Source organism: Nocardioides korecus, assembly GCF_054778395.1.
Genome location: NZ_BAAGZO010000001.1, coordinates 68,341 through 82,973 on the forward strand (window position 1 = coordinate 68,341; position 14,633 = coordinate 82,973).

Annotated in this window: 8 protein-coding genes; 5 read left to right on the forward strand and 3 right to left on the reverse strand. The window is 73.7% G+C overall.

Annotated features, from left to right (window positions below; all coding sequences use genetic code 11):
* Positions 1 to 82: 82 nt before the first annotated feature.
* Entirely contained in the window at positions 83 to 1,765 is a 1,683-nt protein-coding gene (gene hutU / locus ACYVDA_RS00350; protein ID WP_460813608.1) for a urocanate hydratase, read from the reverse strand.
* Complete coding sequence (gene hutH / locus ACYVDA_RS00355) at positions 1,762 to 3,324, reverse strand: histidine ammonia-lyase (protein ID WP_460813610.1); 1,563 nt, start codon at positions 3,322 to 3,324, stop codon at positions 1,762 to 1,764. The genes hutU and hutH overlap by 4 nt, the downstream gene beginning before the upstream one ends.
* Positions 3,325 to 3,415: 91 nt before the next feature.
* Here hutH and ACYVDA_RS00360 point away from each other — a divergent pair, with 91 nt between their 5' ends.
* The 3 genes from ACYVDA_RS00360 to ACYVDA_RS00370 all read left to right on the forward strand — a co-directional run bounded on the left by ACYVDA_RS00360 (position 3,416) and on the right by ACYVDA_RS00370 (position 7,909).
* Positions 3,416 to 4,168: an IclR family transcriptional regulator gene (locus ACYVDA_RS00360; RefSeq protein WP_460813612.1), complete on the forward strand. Its 753-nt coding sequence runs from the start codon at positions 3,416 to 3,418 to the stop codon at positions 4,166 to 4,168.
* Between the two features lie 9 nt (positions 4,169 to 4,177).
* Complete coding sequence (locus tag ACYVDA_RS00365) at positions 4,178 to 5,377, forward strand: MFS transporter (protein ID WP_460813615.1); 1,200 nt, start codon at positions 4,178 to 4,180, stop codon at positions 5,375 to 5,377.
* 99 nt (positions 5,378 to 5,476) lie between these two features.
* Positions 5,477 to 7,909: an amidohydrolase family protein gene (locus ACYVDA_RS00370; protein ID WP_460813617.1), complete on the forward strand. Its 2,433-nt coding sequence runs from the start codon at positions 5,477 to 5,479 to the stop codon at positions 7,907 to 7,909.
* On the opposite strand, the gene ACYVDA_RS00375 is transcribed toward ACYVDA_RS00370, so the two are convergent.
* Positions 7,896 to 8,600 (reverse strand): haloacid dehalogenase type II, encoded by a 705-nt coding sequence (locus ACYVDA_RS00375; RefSeq protein ID WP_460813619.1) that lies wholly within the window; start codon positions 8,598 to 8,600, stop codon positions 7,896 to 7,898. The genes ACYVDA_RS00370 and ACYVDA_RS00375 overlap by 14 nt on opposite strands.
* A gap of 171 nt (positions 8,601 to 8,771) precedes the next feature.
* On the opposite strand from ACYVDA_RS00375, the gene ACYVDA_RS00380 reads away from it, so the two are divergent.
* Both ACYVDA_RS00380 and ACYVDA_RS00385 read left to right on the forward strand, forming a co-directional pair.
* Positions 8,772 to 12,755 (forward strand): heterodisulfide reductase-related iron-sulfur binding cluster, encoded by a 3,984-nt coding sequence (locus ACYVDA_RS00380; protein ID WP_460813621.1) that lies wholly within the window; start codon positions 8,772 to 8,774, stop codon positions 12,753 to 12,755.
* Between the two features lie 269 nt (positions 12,756 to 13,024).
* Positions 13,025 to 14,539, forward strand: a complete 1,515-nt coding sequence (locus tag ACYVDA_RS00385) for an HNH endonuclease signature motif containing protein (RefSeq protein ID WP_460813623.1) — start codon at positions 13,025 to 13,027, stop codon at positions 14,537 to 14,539.
* The last annotated feature ends 94 nt before the right edge of the window (positions 14,540 to 14,633 follow it).

The window sequence follows — 14,633 nt, forward strand, 5'->3', positions numbered from 1 at the left end:
GAACGGGTCGGCCTGTCAGGCTCCCGCCACGCACGCGCCGGTCTCAGGCGCCGGGCTCGGGCGTGGGGCTCGGCCGTCGGGCTCAGGCGTCGCCCTCGGCCATCGGGACGCGGACGCCACGCTCGGCGGCGACCTCGGCGGCGCGGTCGTAGCCCGCGTCGACGTGGCGGATCACGCCCATGCCCGGGTCGTTGGTCAGCACCCGCTCGATCTTCTCCGCGGCCAGCGCCGTGCCGTCGGCGACGCAGACCTGGCCCGCGTGGATCGAGCGGCCCATGCCGACGCCGCCGCCGTGGTGGATCGAGACCCAGGTGGCGCCCGACGCGGTGTTGACCAGCGCGTTGAGCAGGGCCCAGTCGGCGATCGCGTCGGAGCCGTCGAGCATGGCCTCGGTCTCGCGGTACGGCGAGGCCACCGAGCCGCAGTCCAGGTGGTCCCGACCGATCACGATCGGGGCCTTGAGCTCGCCGTTGGCGACCATCTCGTTGAACTTCAGGCCGGCCAGGTGGCGCTCGCCGTACCCGAGCCAGCAGATCCGCGCCGGCAGACCCTGGAAGGACACCCGCTCCCCGGCCATGGTGATCCACTTGTGGAGCCGCTCGTTGTCGGGGAACAGCTCGAGGATCGCGCGGTCGGTCGCGGCGATGTCGGCCGGGTCGCCGGACAGCGCGGCCCAGCGGAACGGGCCCTTGCCCTCGCAGAACAGCGGCCGGATGTACGCCGGGACGAAGCCGGGGAACTCGAAGGCCCGGTCGTAGCCGCCCTTGCGGGCCTCGTCGCGGATCGAGTTGCCGTAGTCGAAGACCTCGGCGCCCGCGTCCTGGAACTCCACCATCGCCCGGACGTGGGCGGCCATCGAGGCCTGCGCGTCCTTGGTGAAACCGCCCGGGTCGCGGCGGGCGGCGTCGTGCCAGTCCGCGAAGGGCACCCCGACCGGGAGGTAGGACAGCGGGTCGTGCGCGGAGGTCTGGTCGGTGACGACGTCGATGGGGGCGCCGGACTCGAGCAGGTGCGGGAAGACCTCGGCGGCGTTGCCCAGGACGCCGATGGACAGCGGGCGCCGGGCGTCGCGGGCCTCGACGGCCAGCTCGACGGCGTGCTCCACGGAGTCGGCCTGGACGTCGAGGTAGCGGTGCTCGATGCGCCGCTCGATCCGGCTCTGGTCGACGTCGACGCAGATCGCGACGCCGTCGTTCATGGTCACCGCGAGGGGCTGGGCGCCACCCATGCCGCCGAGGCCGGCGGTGAGGGTGATGGTGCCGGCCAGGGTGCCGCCGAACTTCTTGTCCGCGACGGCGGCGAAGGTCTCGAAGGTGCCCTGGAGGATGCCCTGGGTGCCGATGTAGATCCACGAGCCGGCCGTCATCTGGCCGTACATGGTCAGGCCCAGGTCCTCCAGGCGGCGGAACTCCTCCCAGTTGGCCCAGTCGCCGACCAGGTTGGAGTTGGCGATCAGGACGCGCGGCGCCCACGCGTGGGTGCGCATCACGCCGACCGGCTTGCCGCTCTGGACGAGCATGGTCTCGTCGTCGCGCAGGTCGCGCAGGGTGCGGACCAGGGCGTCGTACGCCTCCCAGCTGCGCGCGGCCTTGCCGGTGCCGCCGTACACCACGAGGTCCTCCGGGCGCTCGGCGTTGGCCGGGTCGAGGTTGTTCATCAGCATCCGCAGCGGCGCCTCGGTCTGCCACGAGCGGGCCGAGAGCTCGGTGCCGGTGGCGGCGTGGATCGGCAGGCGGGGGTTCGCCCCATCGGTCGAGGTGGTCACTTCAGTTCTCCGATCACTGCTTCGGCGGCGGCCAGGACGGCCCCGCTGCGGACGAGCTCCACGGTGAGCTCGATCTCGGGCGAGAGGTGGCGGTCGGGGCCGGGGCCCTCGACGCCGGAGGTGCGGAGCAGGTCCACGACCGCGCCGGTGGCGGGCGAGGGCTCCAGGGGGCGGCGCAGGTCGAGCGCGCGGGCGCCGGTGAGCACCTCGATGGCGATCACCCGGGTGAGCCCGTCGACGGCGCGGCGCAGCTTGCGCGCGGCCGCCCAGCCCATCGAGACGTGGTCCTCCTGCATGGCCGAGGACGGGATCGAGTCGACGCTGGCCGGGTTGGCCAGGCGCTTGAGCTCGGAGACGATGGCCGCCTGGGTGTACTGCGCGATCATCAGGCCGCTGTCCACGCCCGGGTCGTGGGCCAGGAACGGCGGCAGGCCGTGGTTGCGGGCCTTGTCCAGGAACCGGTCGGTGCGACGCTCGCTGATCGAGGCGACGTCGGCGGCCACGATCGCGGCGAAGTCCAGCACGTAGGCGACCGGCGCCCCGTGGAAGTTGCCGTTGGACTCGACCCGGTCCTCCACGACCACCGGGTTGTCCACCGCGCTGGCCAGCTCCCAGCCGGCGACGCGGGCGCAGTGGTCGAGGGTGTCGCGGGCGGCGCCGTGCACCTGCGGCGAGCAGCGCAGCGAGTAGGCGTCCTGCACCCGGTGGCAGTCGGGTCCGCGGTGGGAGGCCACGACGCCCGAGTCGGCGAGCAGGCGCACCAGGTTGGCGGCCGAGTCGGCCTGGCCGGGGTGCGGGCGGAGCGCCTGGAGGTCGGCGGCGAAGACCCGGTCGGTGCCGAGCTGGCCCTCGACCGACATGGCCGCGGCGACGTCGGCGGTGCGCACCAGGACGTCGAGGTCGGTCAGCGCCATCACCAGCATGCCGAGCATGCCGTCGGTGCCGTTGATCAGCGCCAGGCCCTCCTTGGCGGCCAGCTCGACCGGCTCCAGCCCGGCCGCGGCCAGGGCCTCGGCGGCCGTGGTCAGGGTGCCGTCGGCATCGCGCACCGGGCCCTCCCCCATCAGGGCCAGGGCGCAGTGGGAGAGCGGGGCGAGGTCGCCGGAGCAGCCCAGCGAGCCGTGCTCGTGGACCACCGGGGTGATCCCGGCGTCGAGCATCGCGGCCATCAGCTCGGGCACCACCGGACGCACGCCGGTGCGGCCGGTCGCGAGCGTCGACAGGCGCAGCAGCATCAGGCCGCGGACCACCTCGCGCTCGACCTCGGGGCCGGAGCCGGCCGCGTGGGAGCGCACCAGCGAGCGCTGGAGCTGGGCCCGCATCTCGGTGGGGATGTGACGGGTGGCCAGCGCGCCGAACCCCGTCGAGATGCCGTACGCCGGTGTGGGCGCCGCCGCGAGCTCCTCGACCACCTGGCGGGCCCGGGCCACGGCGTCCAGGGCCTCCCGGGTCAGCCGGACGGGGGCGTCGTGCCGGGCCACGGCCACGACCTCGGCGAAGGAGAGGGGGCCGACGCCCACCTCGACCGGGGACGCGGGGCTGCTGGTCTGGGTGCTCACCCCCCTAGTGAACGCCCGGGCGAGGTCGGCGAGAAGCGGCCGAGATCGGCTGCTGTCTCGGATGTGAGACAGGCGGCGCTACGGTGGAGGCATGAGCCAGGTGCCCGCCGCGACCCGCACGCTGCGGGTGCTGCGCTTCCTGGCCGCCCAGCCCGACCCGGTCCCGCTCGAGCGGCTGTCGACGGCGCTGGAGCTGCCGCGCTCCACGGCGTACCACCTGGTCAACGCGATGATCGACGAGGGCTTCGTGACCCACCTGGTCGAGGAGCGCCGCTACTGCCTGGGCGTGGCCGCCTTCGAGGTCGGCTTCGGCTACGCCCGCCAGGCGCCGCTCCAGCGGATCGCCCACCGTCCCCTCGCCGCGCTCGTCGACCGGATCGGGCAGTCGGCCCACCTCGCGGTGCCGCACGGCCGCGACGTTCTCTACGTGCTGGAGGAGCGGGCCCCCGGGCGGGCGCCGCTGGTGACCGACGTCGGCGTACGCCTGCCCGCGCACCTGACGGCCAGCGGGCGGGCGATCCTGGCGGCGCTGCCCGCGACCCAGGTCCGCGCGCTCTACCCCGACCGCTCGGCCTTCGTCGACCGCCACGGGGAGGGGCCGCAGTCGCCCTCGGCCCTGCGCAGCGTGCTCAGCGCCACCCGCCAGCGCGGCCACGCGGTCGAGGACGGCGAGGTGACGCCCGGGTTCGCCTCGGTGGCGGTCGCCGTGCTGGACCCCAACGGCCAACCGGTGGCCGGCATCGCCACGACGTACGACACCCGCGAGGAGGTCGACGTGGACCGCCTGGTCGGCGCCGTGTCCAGCACCGCCCGCGCCGTCAGCCGGAGGCTCGGCGGCCGCTAGCGTGGCGAGGTGACCCTCCTCCCCGACGCAGCGGCCTCCGCCACTGCGGTCGGGCGCGGGCGGCGCTGGGGGATGCTGGCGGCGAGCGTGGCGGCCCAGGCGGCGGCCGCCGTGGTGATCAACGGCCCGGCCTTCCTGATCCCGGCGCTCCAGCACGAGCGGGGGCTCTCCCTGCCGCAGGCCGGGACCCTGGCCGCCGCGACGATCGCGGGGGTGATGCTGAGCCTCTTCGCGTGGGGCGTCGTCGTCGACCGGGTCGGGGAGCGCCGGGTCCTGGTGGTGGGGCTGGCGGCGACCGCGGCCTTCAGCGTGGCCGCCACCCTGGTGCGGTCGCTCCCCCTGCTGGTGCTGCTGCTCCTGCTCGCCGGTGCCGCGGCCGCCAGCACCAACGCCGCCAGCGGGCGGGTCGTCGTCGGCTGGTTCCCGCCCGAGCGACGCGGCCTGGCGATGGGGGTGCGCCAGATGGCCCAGCCGCTGGGCGTCGCGCTGGCCGCGGTCTCGATGGCCGTCACCGCCGACCGGGCCGACGTCGCGACCGCCCTGTGGATCCCCGTCGCCGCGACGGTGGCCGCCCTCGTGGTCGTGCTCCTCGTCGTGCTCGACCCGCCGCGGCCGCCGCTGACCACCGCCCTGACCGCCAACCCCTACCGGGCCAGCGGCTTCCTCGCCCGCGTCCACGTGGTCTCGGTGCTGCTGGTCGTGCCGCAGTTCGTGGTGTGGACCTACTCCCTGACCTGGCTGGTCCAGGCCCGCGGCTGGGACCCCGGTGCCGCCGGCGCGCTGGTCGCGCTGACCCACGTCCTGGGGGCCCTGGGCCGCCTGGGGGCGGGCCACCTCTCCGACGTGGTCGGCTCCCGCGTGCGCCCGCTCCGCTGGGTGGGGATCGCGGCCGCGGCCTCGATGGCGCTGCTCGGCGTGACCGAGCCCACCGCGCTGGGCATCGTGCTGCTGGTGGTGGCCTCGGCGGTCACCGTGGCCGACAACGGCCTCGCCTTCACCTCGGTCGCCGAGCGGGCCGGGGCCTACTGGTCCGGACGCGCGCTCGGCGTGCAGAACACCGCGCAGTACCTGGCCGCCGCGGCCGCCGCCCCCCTGGCCGGGCTCGCGATCGGCTCGGTCGGCTTCGCGTGGACCTTCGGGCTCTCCGCCCTGCTCCCCCTCGTCGCCGTGCCGCTGGTGCCGCGCGAGGACGAGCGCGCGCCCGGCTGAGCGGGTGCCGGGAGCTCCGCCCGGTGTGACGCGTACCACCTGCTGAGCAGTGGATCGCCGGATCCCCCACGGACCCGGAGGCCGGTCCACCATGCACGGATGCGCCGCTCCCGCCCCCTGCTCACGGGCCTCACCGGTCTGCTCGTCGCCGCCGCGACCCTGGTGCCCCTGGTCCCCGCCGACGCCCACGAGGGCGACCCCCGGCTGAAGAACGCGCTGTCGCGCGACGCCGAGGGAGCCGCGACGACCAGCGACGAGACGTCCCCCGCCCAGGCCGCCCGCGCCCTGAGCTCGGTGCAGGCCCAGCGGGCGCAGGCCCCGCCGGCGCTGCGGCACGTCCCGGTGACCTCCGCCCGCCACGCGACCTCGCCGACCAGCCGCTACAACATGTTCAACGCCTGCTACGCCCTCCAGTCGACACGCACCGGTCGCTGGCTCTCGGGCACCGGGTTCACCGCGACGCGGCCCTCGACGGCCAGCCCGCTGTTCTTCAAGCCCTCCGCGCTCGGGCGCTACCTGCTGTGGAGCCGCGACCACACCTTCCTCGACGGCCGCAGCGCCAGCGCGTCGTACGCCGCCCAGCCCGGCCCGACCACCGACTGGGTCGCGACGACGCCCTCGCGGGGCCGGTTCCTGCTCGCCGTCCCCGGCCACGGCCGCCTCGCCGACCGGGGCGGCCGGGCCGTCCTGACCCCGGGCGGCACGCCCCTGCGGCTGCGGCTGCGCTCGGGGTGCGCCGGCTTCCCCGAGGTCGCGACCAACGTGTCCGGGCGGCCCTTCGCGGGCGTGACCCCGGAGCAGGAGGTGCGCGGCTTCATCGACGCCCACACCCACGGGATGGCCTTCGAGTTCCTCGGCGGCGACGTGCACTGCGGCCGCCCCTGGTCGCCGTACGGCGTGACCGTCGCCCTGCGCGACTGCCCCGACCACGAGGCGACCGGCGGCAAGGGGGCCGTCCTGGAGGCGTTCCTGTCCGGGAGGCCGACCCACGACCCGGTCGGCTGGCCGACCTTCAAGGACTGGCCCGCACCGGACTCGCTGACCCACGAGGGCACCTACTACAAGTGGATCGAGCGCTCCTGGCGCGCCGGCCAGCGGGTCCTGGTCAACCTGCTGGTCGAGAACAACAAGCTCTGCGAGCTCTACCCGCTCAAGCGCAACTCGTGCGACGACATGGACTCCGTGCGGCTCCAGGCCAAGGACATGCACCTGCTCCAGGACTACGTCGACGCGCAGTACGGCGGCCCGGGTCGCGGCTGGTACCGCATCGTCACCACCCCCGACCAGGCCCGTCGCACCATCAACGCCGGCAAGCTGGCCGTGGTGATGGGCATCGAGACCTCGGTGCCGTTCGGCTGCTCGGAGAAGCTGGGCGTCCCCGACGCCCGCTGCTCCGACGCCACGCTCGACCGCCAGCTCGACCAGGTGCGCCGGATGGGCGTGAGCCAGATGGAGCTGGTGAACAAGTTCGACAACGCCCTGGCCGGGGTGGCCGGCGACGAGGGGTCGACCGGCTACCTGGTCAACAGCGCCAACACCCTCGAGACCGGCTCGCCGTGGCGGATGCAGACCTGCGACCCCAACGACCCCGAGGTGCACGACAAGGACCAGGACAACTCGGTCCCGGTGCCGTCCTCGGACCTGCCGGCCCAGGACGCGCTGTTCGGCGCGGTCGCCGCGGTGTCGGGGATCGCCCTGCCCGCCGCCCCGGTCTACCCGGCCAAGCACCACTGCAACACCCTGGGGCTCAGCGAGCTGGGCCGGCACGTGATCCGCGGGATGGCCGCCCGGCACATGCTCTTCGACCCCGACCACATGAGCGTCAAGGCCCGCCAGGAGGCGCTCGGCGTCACCGAGGCACTGCACTACCCCGGGGTGCTCTCGAGCCACTCGTGGTCCACCCCCGACGCCTACCGCCGGATCTACGCCGACCGCGGCTTCATCGCGCCGTACGCCGGTGACAGCACCGGCTTCGTGGCCAAGTGGCGCCGCCACCAGACCTGGGCCAACCCCGGGACCTACTGGGGCATCGGGTTCGGCGCCGACATCAACGGCCTCGGCGCGCAGGGCGACCCGCGCCCCGGCGCGGCCACGAACCACCCCGTCACCTACCCCTTCACCACCCTGGGCGGGGCGGTCGTGCACCAGCAGGTCAGCGGGAAGCGGGTCTACGACATCAACCGGGACGGGGTCGCGCACTACGGGCTCTACCCGGACTGGATCCAGGACCTGCGCCAGCTCGCCGGCCCCGACATCGTCACCGACCTGAGCCGCGGGCCGGAGGCCTACCTCCAGACCTGGGAGCGGGCGTACGGCGTGCGCCCGGACGCCTGCCGCAACGGCGGCGCGCTCTCGCCGTCCACGCTGCGCCAGCGGGTCCGGCGGGGGATGACCTCGTGGCAGGTGCTGACCCGGGCCGGGCAGCCGTCGCGGCGCCTGGGCAGCCGCTTCACCTACTGCACCACCGGCGGGCGACGGGCCGCGGTCACCTTCGACCGCGCCGCCCGGGTGAGCGGGGTCAGGATCCTCTGAGGGCGTCGGTGAGGGCGTCGAGGCCCGCCACCGTCCACGTCGGGGCGGTGAAGGTCGCCGGGTAGTGGGCCTCGGACCGGTCCACCCAGGCCGTCCGCAGGCCTGCCCGGGCCGCGCCGTCGACGTCCCAGGGGTGCACGGCGACCAGCACCATGTCGGCCACCTCGACCCCGCACTGCTCCGCGGCCCAGGCGTAGGACCGGGCGCCCGGCTTCCAGGCCCCGGCCTCCTCGACCGAGAGGACGTGCTCGAACCGGTCGCGGATCCCGGCGTCGCCGAGCAGCTTCTCCGCGATCGAGGTGGACCCGTTGCTCAGGGTCACCAGCCGGAACCCGGCATCGTGGAGCTGGGCGACCCCGGAGACGACGTCGGCGTGCACCGGCAGCTCCTGCAGGCCCGCGAGGACGTGGTCGACCGACTCCTCGAGCGGGCGGTGCAGGTCAGTGCGGGAGAACTGGTGCAGCATCGTCTCGCGCGCCACCTCGGCGAAGGTGGGCCGCTGGCCGGCGACGGTCAGGGCGAAGGCGTCGCGCAGCACCGAGGCGAACCACAGCGAGCACGCGCTGGCCGGCTGGCCGACCGCCACGAACCGGGCCGCCAGGGGCGAGAGGTCCGAGAGGGTCTCGTTGACGTCGAAGACGATCACGGAGGGGGCGTCGGGACGGTCGGGGCTGCTCTGCTGCTGGGCCATGTCCTCCCGTGCCCAGGAGCGGGCGGCTCATGCCCGGCGTACCGGCGCGGGGCCGTTGGTTACTCGCAGGTAGCCTTTGTCACGTCCACAACGGCTGACGCACCGACACACCTGAGCACTAGGCTCGCGCCCAGCCGTACGCGTGACTCGTGAACCCCCGTGGGAGCCTCCATGCAGCTCGTCGCCATCATCCTGTCGCTCGCCATCACGGTGGTCGGGATCGCCCTGTTCGTCCGGGCCATCCGCCAGATCATCGGGGTCGCGAAGATGGGCCAGCCCGCCCACCGCACCGACCAGCTCGGCAAGCGCGCCGTCACCCTGGTCAAGGAGTCGCTGGGCCACACCCGGATGCTCCAGTGGCACTGGGTCGGGGCCGGGCACTGGTTCATCATGACCGGCTTCGGGCTGCTGTTCTTCACGCTGGTCACCGCGTTCGGGCAGCTGTTCGACCCCTACTTCGCGCTGCCGCTGATCGGCCACTTCTTCCTCTGGGAGTGGGTCAGCGAGGTCTTCACGCTGGTGATGCTGGTCGCGATCGTCGCCTTCATCGCCTACCGCGTGACCCGCCCCAAGGAGCGCGTGCGCGGCCCCAAGGGCCGGTTCTGGGGCTCCACGATGTGGCAGGGCTACTTCGTCGAGGCGGTCATCCTGGGCGTCGGCCTGTGCATCGTGGCGCTGCGCGGGCTGGAGTACGCCCTGCTGTCGAACACCCCGGCGCGCGCCGACGAGGCCTCGGCCTTCCACTTCCCGGTCTCGTTCCCGATCGGGGCGCTGTTCGACGGCCTCTCGGTCGACACCACCAAGAACCTCATCTACCTCGTCGCGCTGCTGAAGATCCTGATCTCGTTCACCTGGATGATCGTGATCTCGCTCCAGCCCACGATGGGCGTCGCGTGGCACCGCTTCCTGGCGTTCTTCAACATCTTCTTCAAGCGTCACGCCAACGGCCGGACGGCCCTGGGTGGCCTGGCCCCGATGACCTCGGGCGGCAAGGCGATCGACTTCGAGGACCTCGAGGACATGGACGAGGACACCAAGCTCGGTGTCGGCGCCATCGAGGACTTCTCCTGGAAGGGCCTGCTCGACTTCAACACCTGCACCGAGTGCGGCCGCTGCCAGTCGCAGTGCCCCGCGTGGAACACCGACAAGCCGCTCTCCCCCAAGCTGCTGATCACGGCGCTGCGGGACGCGGCGTACGCCAAGGCGCCGTACGTCCAGGCGGGCGAGGGGGGCGCGGCCCTGCTCGAGAACGACCCTGCCCTCAAGCTCGAGGCCGAGCGGCCGCTGGTCGGCGACACCGGTGACGACTGGTTCTACAACCCCGAGAGCGGCGCGGCCGTCATCGACTCCGAGGTGCTGTGGAACTGCACCTCCTGCGGTGCGTGCGTGCAGCAGTGCCCCGTCGACATCGAGCACGTCGACCACATCATCGACATGCGCCGCTACGCGATCCTGGTCGAGTCCAACTTCCCCAGCGAGCTCAACGGCCTGTTCAAGGGCCTGGAGAACAAGGGCAACCCCTGGAACATGTCGCCCAACGCCCGCCTCGACTGGGCCAAAGACCTGCCCTTCGAGGTCAAGGTCGTGGGCGAGGACGTGCAGGACCTCGACGAGGTCGAGTGGCTGTTCTGGGTCGGCTGCGCCGGCGCCTACGAGGACCGCGCCAAGAAGACCACCCGCGCGGTGGCCGAGCTGCTCGACATGGCCGGCGTCGACTTCGCCGTCCTGGGCAACGGCGAGACCTGCACCGGTGACCCCGCCCGTCGTGCCGGCAACGAGTTCGTCTTCCAGGGCCTGGCCGCGCAGAACGCCGAGACCCTCAAGGACGCCAAGGCCAAGAAGGTCGTCTCGACCTGCGCCCACTGCTTCAACACCCTCAAGAACGAGTACGCCGCCTTCGGCGTCGAGCTCGAGGTCGTCCACCACACCCAGCTGCTGAACCGCCTCGTGCGCGAGAAGAAGCTGACTCCCGTGGCCTCCAACGGCTCGGCCGACAAGCGCCAGGTCACCTACCACGACCCCTGCTACATCGGTCGTCACAACGGCGTCTACTCCCCGCCGCGCGAGCTGCTCCAGGTCATCCCCGACGCCACCCTGGTCGAGATGCCCCGCAACTCCGAGCGGTCCTTCTGCTGCGGCGCCGGTGGCGCGCGCATGTGGATGGAGGAGAACACCGGCGAGCGGATCAACCTCAACCGCACCAAGGAGGCCGTGGAGACCGGCGCCGACCAGATCGCCGTCGGCTGCCCGTTCTGCCGCGTGATGCTCTCCGACGGGCTCACCAACCAGCAGTCCAAGGGCGAGGCCCGCGAGGAGGTCGAGGTCCTCGACGTGGCGCAGATGCTGCTCGCGTCGGTCAAGGGCGAGTCGTCCGCGCCTCGCAAGGCCAGCACCTCGGCCCCGGCCGCGGCGGCTGCGGGCGCAGCAGCCAGTGGTGCCGGTGCCGCCACGGCGACCCTGACCCGCGACGAGGACACCAAGGCCGAGCCCGAGGCCGGCGACGTCACCCAGACCGAGGACACGATCACCGAGACCCAGGACGCCGGCCCCCTGGCCAAGGCCTCCGGCGGCAGCTCGCTGTTCGACGACCCCGAGATGAAGGACGCCGAGCCCGCCACCACGGGCGGCGGTGCCTCCGGCGCGGCGGCCGGGAGCTCGCTGTTCGACCTGGGCGACGACCCCGCCGACGACCCCGCCGACGAGCCCGCCCCCGAGGCGTCCTCGTCGAACGGTGCCTCCGGGGGCGGCTCGCTCTTCGACCTGGGTGGTGACTCGGACGACTCCAGCAGCTCGAGCACCTCGAGCAGCACCAGCGTCGCCGACGAGCCCGCCGGCGATGACGCTCCGAGCCCGGCCACCGCGGCCGGCGACGAGGGCGCGGCGAGCGCTGCCCAGGGTTCCGGCACCGCCGTGACCCCGGCCAGCGAGGTGCCCGAGGGCGGGTCGCTCTTCGACCTCGCCGAGCCCGAGGAGCAGCAGGTCAGCTCCCCGGCCGCCCCTGCCCCGGCCGCCCCCGCGGCCGACTCCGGCACCGACGCCACGGGCGAGCCGGCCGGGGAGGACCCCGCCGGGGACTCCAACACCGACGGACCCACCGACCGCAGCCAGGACGACGCCGACACCGGCGTACGCCCCGACGCCGACGGCACCGACCCCGACGCCCGCACCGACAACGAGGCACCCAGCCCCGCCACGTCGGAGCAGACCGAGGCCGCTGCGTCGTCCTCGGCCACCGGGTCGGCGACCGCCATCACCCCGGCCAGCGAGGTGCCCGAGGGCGGGTCGCTGTTCGACCTCGCCGAGCCCGAGGAGCAGCAGGTCAGCTCCCCGACCAGCTCCGCGGCGGCCACCACCACGCCGGACTCCGGCACCGACACCGCCGGCGAACCGGCCGGGGAGGACCCCGCCGGGGACTCCACCACCGACGGACCCACCGACCGCAGCCAGGACGACGCCGACACCGGCGTACGCCCCGACGCCGACGGCACCGACCCCGACGCCCGCACCGACAACGAGGCACCCAGCCCCGCGACCTCGGAGCAGACCGAGGCCGCTGCGTCGTCCTCGGCCACCGGGTCGGCCTCGGGGACGGCCGGGTCGGCTGCGAGCGAGCAGCCCGCACCGGGCAAGAAGTACCCCGCCCGCCAGTCGATGTTCGACGTCGTCGCCCCCGCCGGCCGCGGCACCTCCGGCTCGGGTTCGACCAGTGGTGGCCAGGCCGCCGAGGCCGAGAGTTCTGCGAAGGCGGAGCAGGACGCGGCCCCGGCTGTGTCCGCCGCTCCCGCCGACGAGGCGCCGATCCGCTCGCTGCGCGACATCAAGGCGAAGTTCTCGGGTGCGTCCACGGCGGACGGCGACGCCAGCTCCGCCGGCACCTCGGCCGCGACCAGCACCGAGCAGCACTCCGAGACCGAGGCCGCGGAGTCCCCCGAGGCTCAGGCTGCGCCTGCCGAGGCCGGCGCGGAGTCGACGACGCCGGTCGCCGAGTCGGACGACACGTCCGTGACGGACGCCGACCAGCCTGAGGCGGACCAGGCGGACACTGGTACGGACGAGGTCGAGTCGGCCTCGACCCCGGCCCCCCGTGGCTCCGGAGAGGCGCACCAGCCCAAGACCGGCGGGATCGACGAGTCCAGCTCGCTCTTCGACCTCTGACCCGCAGCCCGGCACGACGGAGCCGCCCACCCCGCATCGGGGTCGGGCGGCTTCGTCGTACCGGCGTCTCGGTCGTCACTCGGTCCGATCCGCCGGGACCGGTTCGTCGGTTGAGCAGGGCCGCCCCGGTGGTTGAGCAGGGCCGCCGGGCCGGTCGTCGAAACCCACCGACCGCGGTCGCAGAAACTCTCGAAGAAGTTCTTCCCCCGTGTCCGTTTCACCCCGGTTCCCCGGCTCGTCTTGTCGGTGGTCGCTAGTTGAGTTTGGTCATGGCCACTTCCTCCCGCACCCGGCACCCGCGTCGCCCCGCGGCCGTGTCGGTGCGGGTCGAGGTGCCCGACCTCGACGGGCCGACCGACGTCCTGGCCTACGCCCGGGACCGCCGCGACGCCCGCGACCACGCCGACGCGCAGCTGTTCATGGCTGCCGCGGTCTGGGGCGAGCAGCACCCGGCCGAGTCCATCCACGACGCGGCCTGGATGACCCCCACCTACCTGGAGCGCCCGTTGGCGATCGCGGGCTCGGGTGCACCGTTGGTCGCGGAGTTCGCGATCCCCGAGCTCGCCGCCGCCCTCGGTCTCTCCACCGACTCCGGGCGCAACCTCATCGGCAGGGCCCTGGAGGTCAAGCACCGCCTCCCCCGCCTCTGGGCACGGGTCATCGCCGGCGAAGTCCCGGTGTGGCGCGCCAAGAGCATCGCCGACCAGACCATCACCCTCACCCCCGAAGCCGCCGGCCACGTGGACAACCAGGTCGCGGCGTACGCCCACAAGGTCGGCTACGCCGCGGTCGAACGCCTCGTGGCCGAGGCGATCGCCCGGTTCATGCCCGACCGGGCGCGGGAGGACGCGGAGAGGGCTGCCGACGGTCGTCACGTCACGTTCCAGCACGACCGGCCCACCCCGGACTCAGCGATCGGCGGGATGACCTACCTCCACGCCCAGCTCGACACCGCCGACGCCCGCGAACTCGACCACGCCCTCGCCCACGAGGCCGCCGTGTTGAAGGCGGCAGGCTGCGACAAGTCCCTCGACGTCCGCCGTGCCATGGCCGCCGGGGAGCTCGGACGCCGCCACACCCGCGACCAGCTCACGCTCGACCTGCTCACCACCCAGGAGAACCAGGACGAGGGGGCTGCGCGACCGGCTGCGCGGCCGAAGGCTCGGCAGGTGGTCCTGCACGTCCACCTGTCCCACGCCGCCCTGAGCGGGGCGGAATGCGACTGCCCGGGGTCTCGACCGGCGCGGCCGAGCACGGACAACGCTCCGTCCGGCGACGTCGCGGGCAGCGGACCTCTCCACCTGGCCCGCGTCGAGGAGGGCCGACGCATCGTCACCGCCGACCAGGTCCGCGGCTGGTGCGCCAACCCCGACACCCAGATCACCGTCCGGCCCGTCGTCGACACCGAGGACCTGATCTACGCCGAGGCCTACGAGATCCCCGACCGGCTCCAGCACCAGACCCAGCTCCGCGACCACACCTGCGTCTTCCCCTGGTGCAGCGCCCCCGCGCGCAGGTGCGACTGCGACCACGTGATCGCCCACGCCGACCGCGGCCCCACCTGCTCCTGCAACCTCGCGCCCCTGTGCCGACGACACCACCGGCTCAAGACCCACGCACTGTGGACCTACACGACGGTCAGTCCCGGGACCTACCTGTGGTCGAGTCCCCACGGCTACCAGTTCCTGCGTGACCCCGGCGGCACCAGAGACGTCACCACCGACCGACCACGAGTGCCACCCGGCCCGGTCCACCTGCCACGCCAGCGAACCGCGCCCTCCTAGCCTCGCCGCCCCAGAGATCGGTCCAGACGGCACCACCTGGACGGGCCACCGGCGTGCCCGGGCGCTGCTCCCCGGGTCACCAGGCCTCGACGAC

Excerpts from the sequence above, each read along its gene's own strand:
- ACYVDA_RS00385 (WP_460813623.1), top strand. The coding sequence starts at position 13,025 with ATGGCCACTTCCTCCCGCACCCGGCACCCGCGTCGCCCCGCGGCCGTG.
- ACYVDA_RS00380 (WP_460813621.1), top strand. The coding sequence starts at position 8,772 with ATGCAGCTCGTCGCCATCATCCTGTCGCTCGCCATCACGGTGGTCGGG.
- ACYVDA_RS00360 (WP_460813612.1), top strand. The coding sequence starts at position 3,416 with ATGAGCCAGGTGCCCGCCGCGACCCGCACGCTGCGGGTGCTGCGCTTC.
- ACYVDA_RS00375 (WP_460813619.1), bottom strand. The coding sequence starts at position 8,600 with ATGGCCCAGCAGCAGAGCAGCCCCGACCGTCCCGACGCCCCCTCCGTG.
- ACYVDA_RS00370 (WP_460813617.1), top strand. The coding sequence starts at position 5,477 with ATGCGCCGCTCCCGCCCCCTGCTCACGGGCCTCACCGGTCTGCTCGTC.